At 53.9% G+C, this 9,880-nt stretch carries 1 protein-coding gene; it reads right to left on the reverse strand.

Annotation, left to right across the window (positions count from 1 at the left end):
* Positions 1-44: 44 nt before the first annotated feature.
* Positions 45-9,227, reverse strand: a complete 9,183-nt coding sequence (locus tag CRP01_RS26560) for a T9SS type A sorting domain-containing protein (RefSeq protein WP_099153149.1) — start codon at positions 9,225-9,227, stop codon at positions 45-47.
* Positions 9,228-9,880: the final 653 nt, after the last annotated feature.

Genomic DNA, 9,880 nt, shown 5'->3' on the forward strand with positions numbered 1-9,880 from the left:
TTCTGTAAATTCCGGCTCCCGGTCACCCTTTTGGTTTGAGGACTTTATAGGACAATTAATTTTCTGGTCAGACTTCCGGATGGTGTTCGCAGCAGGTAGTAATACATACCGCTACCCGGCAATTCCCGGGCACTCACTTTCAACTCATTATAACCCGCCGCAAAATCCCCCTTGTACTGCCATACCGAACGGCCGCTCACGTCCATCAGCTGCACTTCCGCCGGACCACTGGTCGGCAGATCAAAAGCGATAATGGTATAATCCCCGAAGGGGTTCGGCCGGTTCTGGTAGAGTTTCAGGCTTGGCGTATCCGGATCGTTTCCTTCGAACTGCAGGTTTACGGTTGTTGCCCCCTCCAGTGTCCGGTAAGCTTCGGCCGGCGTTACCCGCGAACTGATCCGAAACACCTCACTCGGATGCAGCGTTGTATTCGCTCGCAGTTTCAGACTGAAGGCTTTAGTGCGTTCCGTTCCGGAGAGATCCAGCTTCGGATCGCGATCCCAGCTGAAGGTCATGACCCCTTCCCGGGAGAATCGCATCCCCGTCTGATCTTCGGTCAGCAGGCCGGGAATAAATTGTTCGATCTCCACCAACTCCGGGTCAAAACTGAGGGTAAACTGGAAGCCAAGCAGGCTGCCGGGGTCCGGTAATTCGACGGTCCAGATCGTTGAAGTGCCCGATTCCAGCAGTGGGTCCGATGCTTCCAGCGTCAGTCCGGCACCGAAACCGCGGTTACCGGCAAACGCTTCCGATTCGAAACGCGCGCTACCGTCCAGGTCGCCGATCTTGATCGCAGCGAAATCCAGTCCATTGATGCAGGTGACCAGTTCATCGATCACGACCGATTCCGGGAAGGGCTCCGACCAGGGGTTGAGCGCATCCGGGAAAGTATACTTTCGGTCGACGAACCGCCAACTGGTGTTGTTCGTGAAACGGTCCGCTTCTCCCAGCAGCACCCGGCGGAACTCGATCAGATCGAGCGCCGAGATATTCCCGGAATTATTGACATCCGCGGCAATCAGTTTATAGGGAGAATCCAGCGTCCGCAAGCCGAGAATATGCGCTCTGGCCAGCATCAAATCCAGGGTACTGACCCCGTTCCGGACACCCTGATCCCAATGGGGCGTGATGACGTAACCACCACCGGACGCCAGATCGCTCAGCTGGAAACCACCGTCTTTGGTTATGGGCGTTTGCACCATGCCCACATTTTCAATCTCCATTTCCACCATCGGCGGGGTATCGCCACCTTCCGTGGTTACGGTACCTCCCACCACGGGGCTGCCGTCACAATCCGGACAGACCTCTTCTGGGTCTTCAATGCGGATCTGCAATGTACAGTATTTGTAATTCGGCCCTCCCTGGGTCAGACTATCGGGTTGCAGACGGTAGGGATTAAAAGCACTGTCCCAAATGTATACTTCGAGGGAATCCGTGTACCGATCGTCACAGGTATAGCCAATACTGGTCCGGTTGATATCCGGCAGCTCTCCCGGGTGGTTTAGAGATATTCTTAGGGGGTTGGTACATTCCGTGGGGTCGTAAGTGATCAAATCGGCCGCATTGACGGTCACACCGGCAATATCCGCCGTACCGTCACCGTCAATATCTACGCCGGCGCCCAGCAGGGCGAGATCGACGGTCAGCCCTTCCGTACAGACGGGAGTAGCTACGAAACAATCGATCACGGTAAAGGGCAAATTGGCCGTAGTTGCATTACCGCATACATCGATGGCGGTAACGACAAACTGATGACTACCGATCGGGAAGTCTCCTATAATTTCAAAATGAGGATAGTCCCCAAAGAGTATACCAGCATCGGTCAGGTCCTGATCCAGCGTACCGTCCGCGTCGATATCCAGCCCGATGTTCAGTTCGTCGAAGGTCTCGATCACACAGGCATCGTCCGCCGTAAAGGGGTAAATCACTTCGGCCTCACAGCGGGCATCCACCGTACAGAATGGATCGGGTGCCTCAAAGGTGATCACCGGTGGCTGTTCGTCGTAAACACTGATCACCTGGGTATATACCCAGTAGCCGGTACTTTCCGCCGTTTTCCATAAACCGGCCTCATTGGTCTCACCGTCGCAGGACTGGCCTTTGGTACCGGCCGCCGGAACGGTATTGTTTTCGTTGGTATCCGAATCGATATATGCCCGATCGGGACGGCGCAGCACCCAGGTGCGCTCCTCCCCTTCCGTACCGTTACAGTCTTCGTCGCGGCTGATCAACACGGGATCGCTGATGCCGTCCCACTCGCAGTGACTGATAACGTGGTAAGTCCGGGCAACGCGGTAGCATTCATCCGCCACGGGATCCAGGCGCTCGTCCTCAAAAGTGACTTCGAGTGAATCACAGGCAGTTTTCCGCAGGATAAGGGTATCGCTCAAGTCCAGGCAATCGGTAACGGCATCCGCCGGAAAACCGATCTCATATTCAAGATACGCTTCGATATTGATCGTTTGGGTATAAATATCTTCCAGCAACAGGCCGTTCAGCCGGCTGATCTGAAAACGCCGCTGAATGCTACCCACACCACATTCCGTAAGTTGGAGTAAGGGACTTAATTCCCGGATGATACCCGGACAATTGGCGTCTACCTGCGGCAAACCGAAAACAGCCTGCAGGTGCAGGGTATCGGCGGCATCGAAATCATCCGGCAGATCGGAGCAGGTCAGATTTCGAGTTCCCAGACCGGAAACCACGGGTTGGCTGCCCGTTACCGGAACGTCCAGCCAGCACATATTTTCGATGCCGTAGATGTCGGTTACCCGCATTTCTACGGTGACCTTTTGGTCAATATCACAACAACTGAATTCTACGAATTCGCCCCATGCGGAATAGGCCGGCGTATCCAGCAGGGCACAGGTAGCGGGATCGCGGTGGAATACCCGGCGAACCTCAATTTTGGCGACTTCACAGTTATCGTAACTACCCTGATTGATCTCGTCTACGAAGATCCGCTGCGGTCCGTCTTCACTGATCGTAACGTCCAGATCCGTACGGCAGATCGCTGCGGGTTCCTGGGTGTCGGCTACCCGGAAAACGCAGAGCCGCTCCACAGAGTGATCCTCATTATCGAATACCGTATAGCGGAACAGATAATCTGCCGGCGGCAGATCGGTAATAACGCGTTCCTCTCCGGGCTCGAAAGTAGCCAGCACCAGCGTTTCGTCGCCCACTACCTGCAATACTTCGGTCCGCACCATCCAGTTTTGCTCGCCGCAGGTATTGATGATGTCGGGCAGCGGCGCTTCCACCGTGGCCGTACAGGCAAAGGGATCCAGCGGGAAGAGCATGATGTTGCCTTCCAGGATCGGACAGTAGTGATTGCTCACCGGACATTCCACAATGGGATCGGTAAATCCACCGATCTTGATCAGTTGGGAATATCGGAGCAAAGTGTCGTTACAGACATCCGTGATGGTCCAGTCCCGGTTAAAGGTCTTCGTGAAATCGCCCGGAATATTTACCACATTATCCTTATAGGCAATGGTCAGATTATAATTAAAAGACTCCGAGAGTTCGGCGTAACCCGACTGGGTCAGCACCATCGGGAAACCGGCGGCTGAGGGTGCCGGATTACCGTTGGAAAGGGTATCGTATACCGCACCGCAGGCGTAGAGGATCGCTTCCGGCGGCAAGATGATATCGTCGAGATCCGGGCGCCGCAGGGTCAGATCCTGCTCGCAACTGTCCAGAGGAGCCGGATTACCGTAGCCGTACACTTTGAACTTACGGTGAACGATGATGTCGCTACATTCGCCGAGATCAGTGATCCGGTCATCAAAGGTGATCGAATCTACCCCACAGTAGTCGCTGAGTTGGGGGTAACCCAAGGCGTCGGTGCTTTCCGGGTTATCCAGTACGAAATCGCGGTCGAAGAAGGTCAGTTCCATCCCCACTTCCAGTTGTTGCCGGTTTTCGATCGCGATGTCTCCGTTTACCACTTCCAGTTCCGCTTCCGGTCTGGACACGATCAACCAGGCGTAATCGCCTTCGGTGTCCTGGAGAAAAGTAGTGGTGAGCAGGGTGTACACTTCGTTCGGGGCCATCAACACACTGAATTTGGCGACAGCTGAATAGGGCTTGCTGAACAGTCCGGATGGATCGAGTAAAGGATTTTCCAATAAATCAGGTAATTCCGTAGCCGTGGCGCGTACATCGGAAGACTGCAGGAAACAGCAGGGATCATCCGGATAATACGGCCCGAGGAACAGACCACCGGCGCCGTCCAGTCCCAAGGTCAGATCCGCATTCCCGGGAATATCCGAGAACAGATAGAAGGTAAATATCTCGGGCTCCTCCGCCTCGCTGTTGTAGCGCAGGCTGAAGCGATCGTAGTAATGATCTCCCGATTCAAAATACTCATTGGGCATCCAGCACAGATCATCCACCTTGGCAAAACGGGCATCCGTCTCTTCCAGGCGACCTTCCAGTACCAGGGCATTGCGCGGTACCGTAGCCCGGAAGGCATCCTCCGGACATTCGATCGTGATGGGCGGAGGGCTTACACTGATCTCGTAGGCACAGTCCGCACTCAGATCATCCGTCAGGGTGACCGTAAAGGCCCCTTCGGCTGCCGGATGCGGCACGGAAGTAACCGGCACCCCGTATGCGCCGGTAGTACCATCGCTGGCCGTCCAGCTTTCGCCCAGGTTCAATCCATTCACCACTACGGTGTAGGTATAGAGATCATCCAGTGAATTGCCGGGGGTATTATTATCATCGCAGTCAACAGATATGATCTCTACCTCCTCGATCAGACACTGATCCGAACAGGGTTCGGGTGCCTCCACGGGCAATTCAAACCGGCAATCGACAAAGTCCAGACTGTTGAAGACCAATCGCCGGTTGCCGTCCCGAATGGGATAAGGGCCAAAGGTGACCTCTTCGCCGTAAACGCCGCGTACACCGCCGGAACCGATCCAGCCCGTGCCGGGATTATTGATCGGAGATACGATCACCCGCACCTGGAAAAGATCGTCATCCGCGTGGCTCGGCGTACCATTATCCAGACAGATCACTTCCAGGATGGTGGCTTCGATAGCGCACTGCTCCGAACAGGTGGGCGGAGCCGGGACATTAAATACAGTTTGACATTCCGGATCGGTCTTGTCAGTGATCACAATATTTTGTCCTCCTTCCCGGATCGGATAGGGGCCAAAACTCACCGGGGTGTTGTATTCGCCGCTGACGCCCAGGTTGGAAGACCAACCCTCGCCGGACACATTATAGCCGGTCACCACCAGTACAAACGAATAGGTATCATCACTCGGGTCGGTCGGGGTGCCGTTATCATCACAGAGCAGATCCCGCAGACCGGTACTGATGATCTCGCAGGCATCCGAGCAGGGCGGCGGTGCCTCCACACTTACGGGAACCGTACAGGCGGCATCTTCCAGATCGGAAATGACCGTATTGACCGTGCCACCGGCGACCGGGAATGGCCCCAGGGTGGTCACTTCCCCGTAGTTGCCAATGACACCTTCGGCCGACTGCCAGTTACCGGAATAATTAAAGCCATTGACGATCACGTCAAACGTAAAGGTATCATCATCCGAAAGGCTCGGAGTGCCGTTGTCATCACACTGTATATTGAGTACTTCCACGAATAATTCGCAGGCTTCGGAGCAGGTTGTTTCCGGAGCGGTCAGGGTGATCGAGGCCAGACAATCAGAATTGCCCGCATCGGTGATTTCCAGGCTGACATCGCCGTCAGCAATGGGGAACGGGCCAACTGTAGTCAGCACATTATACTGCCCGGAAATTTCACCGATGGTGAAGCCTTGTTCGCTGGTATTGGCACCCGTCACCAGGATATCTGCAAAATAGACATCGTCGGTCGGGTTGCTGGCTGTACCGTTGTCGTCACAATAAATGGCTTCGATGGCCGCTTCAATGGCACAAACATTGGAGCAAGTATTGGGAGGCGTTATCTCTAAAGTAAAGGTACACTCTGGATCACTTTCATCACTGATAACCAACTTAATAGCTCCGTCACTGATCAGATAGGGACCGAAGGAAGTCAGGGTTCCGTAGCTACCGGAAATCCCGATATTGGAAGACCAGCTATCACCCGTATTCAGGCCGGTAACCATCAGATCAAAAAAGAATATATCGTCATCGGGATCACTCAGGGTACCGTTATCCTCACAGCGCAAATTGCTCATTACGGCCTCAACGAGACATTCGTCCGAGCAGCTTGCCGGGGCATTTACGGTGCTGACGACCGTACAGGCGGCGTCTTCCTTATCGCGAATTTCGAGCTCAAGATCTCCGCCGCTGATGGGGAAAGGACCGGCGCGCAGGACTTCTCCGTAGCTGCCTTCCAGGTCGAAATTGCAGGTCCAGCCTTCAGCGCCCACGTTGGCTCCTTCGACCAGAATATCGAAGTAAAACACATCGTCTTCCGGATGGCTCGGCGTACCATTATCATCACAGATAATATTGGAAATGGCGGCTTCCACCTCACACAGCCCCGAACAGGTCAGCGGTTCCTGCACCACGACCTCCACTTTACAGGCTCCATCCCCAATATCCGTGATGGTCAGGTAGGTAGGTCCGTCGCTGATGGCAAAAGGACCGAAGGAAACGGTCTGCCCGTAGGCGGCCGAAACTGTACCGGCCGACCAGCTTTCCCCGGTATTAAAACCGGTCACCGTCAGATCAAAAGTATAGGTGTCATCATTGGGATCACTCGGCGTCCCGTTATCATTACACAACAGTTGGCTCACTTCCGTTTCGATCAGGCATTGATCCGAGCAGGTAGCCGGCGGATTTACACTAATGGGAATGCTACACACCCCGCCGAAAAACTGATCCTGGACCTGAAAGCTGACGATACCGTCGGCAATCCGGTACGGACCGAATTTCGTTGCCTGTCCGTATACCCCGGTACTCAGACCGGGATCATTGGCGATCCAGCCGGTTGAAGCATTGGCGGCATTGATGGTCACTTCAAACGTAAAGGTATCATCCGATGGGTCCACCGGCGTCCCGTTGTCGTCGCAGACCACTTTATCGATCGAGGCGCCCATACTACAGGGCTGGGGTACCAGTACCACGCCATCGCCGTCATCTTCATCGCCGGGGTCATCGGCCACCTCTCCGTTATTGTTGGTATCCACACCGTTACCCGGCGTAGAATCGATATCTTCCTGATCCATACTGGTGATCTCCGCCAGGTTGGTATAGCTGAGCCCCAGGGTAACCCGGGCCCGGTAACTCAGTACGATCGTCTGGCCTTCCGCCAGTGCCAGTCCGGTCCAGACAATGACGTCCGATTGCAGCATACCACCGTCGGAAATAGCGGTGATCTCCGTCAGACCGTCCGGGATCAGGTCTTCTACCCGAATACCCGTCGCTACCCCGGGACCGTGATTCGTCAGAGCGATCTCATAATTGATCACCTGGCCGATCTCCGGGTTCAGCACGTCTACCAGTTTGTCCAGTTCCACATCTACCGGGCAGACGATGACCGCCAGTTCGTGACTGGCCGATGTCGTACAACCGGTGGATTCCGCTACCGTTACGGTGTACATGCCCGGTTCGGAAACGGTGATCTGGGTATTCTCCGCACCGCCTTCACTGATGATTCCGGCCGGGCCTTCCCAGGTGATGGTAATGATATCCGAACTGGAAGTGATCGCCTCCAGGGTGGTTTCGGCATTTTCGCAGATCTCGGTCTCTCCTTCAATGGTCACTCCGGCGGGGAAGGGAATATCGACATAGGTAGTAAAAACATTGCGGGCAAACCACCAGGTGTTCAGCGTACTTTTATCCCCGTAACCCAGGGTGATATTGTCATTAATAAAGCGGCAATCTTCTGTATTGGGATCGAAATAATTCCAGGTACGGCAGCTTTCGGTCGTACAGTCGCAACCCAGTCGACCGTCCTTTACCGCCCCGGTCCCGGGATCATCCGTGATGTTGCGATCATCCCAGTACAACAAGTTGCTTTGTCCGTTATCGCAGATGGGCCGGACGGGTTCCACGCAGAAACCGTTCTTCAGAAATTCGCCGTCGAAAAGCGCCCAGTGCTGTACCCCCTGGGTGTATTGCACCAGCAGGTTGACCGTTTCGCCATTTGCCGGACGGGTACCATCGCCTTTTAAGCCATCCCAATTGATACACTTTGTAGACGATCCGGGGTCTTCGAATATTTCCAGTAATCGTACATCCAGACCGTTATCATATACTCCGTTCTGATTAAAATCCAGGACCACCTCTACCTGGCCGGGCCGGGAAACCGTTGCTTCGAGGCAATATCCTCCATAATCCGTACACAAAAAGGATTCCGCGACGGCAGCGGCACCGCATTCACCGTCCGGGAACTGGGTTGGATCCGGTTCATTGAGAAATATCAGGTGCTCGGCTGAATTCTCCGTCAGGTTCTGCCCCTCTACGGACATCCGATCCAGTTGGGGATCGCCGGAAGTACCCGGTCCGGTCCGGTTGAAAGCCACGTTGAACGAAAGGCCCTGAAAACCAGAATCGCTAAAATCGATCCTGGTCACGAAACCATCCGAGGTATAAGAATAGAGGATGCCGTTGAATTCGCGGTCCCACACACATTCCGGCGCTTCGTTCTGATCGGCAGGAGTTCGGAAAGCCCAGTTCATGGAAAAGATACGCCCGGTCTTCGCCGCACCGTCTCCGGCTACGGTAATATCCCAAAAACCGATATGGGTGGCATCTTCAAATTCGATAAAGTAATCACCGGCTTCCTGCGGATCAAAAAAGTAGCGACTATCGGTGGTTTCGTATCCCTGGCCGGTAATAGCGGCGGGGCCCAGCGTAGCGTCTTCCCAATTGCTGACGTTCTCGTTGAAAGCATGAATGGTGAACGGACCGTGCACGACCGCACCATCGCTGCGGCGGCGGATGCGAAAGTTATAGGCTCCGGTGGATTCCGGCTGGCCGTTGGCGCGGAAATTCCGGGAAAGCCCCAGATAGACTACTTCTCCCGGATCGTTGATCCGAAAATAGAGCCGACTGTTCTCGGGGCCGTCATAGGCGGCAAAGTTGCCGTAAACATCATTGTCCACCAGCAGCATGACGATCTCATCCGGATTGGGTGCAAGCTGTTTGGTCCCTTCGGCCCACAGGGTACCGGAGCCGGTAAAAATAAGGCCGCAACTGACCAGCAGGACGGCCCGGCACAGACGGCCGGGAAACTGGTTTAAAATTGTTCTGATGGTAGAGAATAGGTAAAAATATTCCATGGAAACCGGATTTATCAGGGCTCAGCTGTGTTTGTAAATTGTTTTATGCATGTTCATTTCCCTATCCCCAGGGCTAGGAAAAATGACACAAACGATGGGCCTACAGCTACGATAGCAGTCCGGCAAAACTTATCCAGATGGAATAGAAATGGGAATGGGGCCGGCCGGGCGATATACGTCGCTCCGACAGCCTTGGGAAGTGCTGTTGCGTAGTAGAACTCCATAGTGTTTGTACTCACCCAACCGCTCGCAGCGGTTGCGCTTTAATGTGCTAAGTGTGTTTAAAATGTAGTAATCAACTTTACGAAATCAAACCGCCAAAGTTTCAGGATCTACTCGGTGAGCTGACCCAAAAACCGGACTGTTTGCAGGTAAAGAGATCGTTGTTCGTATTAGTGAGGAGGATAAAAGGAACTACATTGTTATGCCAGTTTGAACGAAGGGGGGAAAGCCTCAAACGCACAGTAACAATATCGATTGGATCTTACCTTAATTTATTAGTGATCTTAGCAAGGGAGGGGAGTAATTTCTAACGCTCAAAAGTAAGGATAAACCGGCAAATTTAAAAGTAGGCCGAGGCAAAATTGCCTCGACCCCCTTCACATGAAACAAATTTACAAGTTTTATATTTTTAATTTCTAAAGATTAATAAA

The sequence above is a fragment of the Flavilitoribacter nigricans DSM 23189 = NBRC 102662 genome (assembly GCF_002646595.1).
GTDB lineage: Bacteria > Bacteroidota > Bacteroidia > Chitinophagales > Saprospiraceae > Flavilitoribacter > Flavilitoribacter nigricans.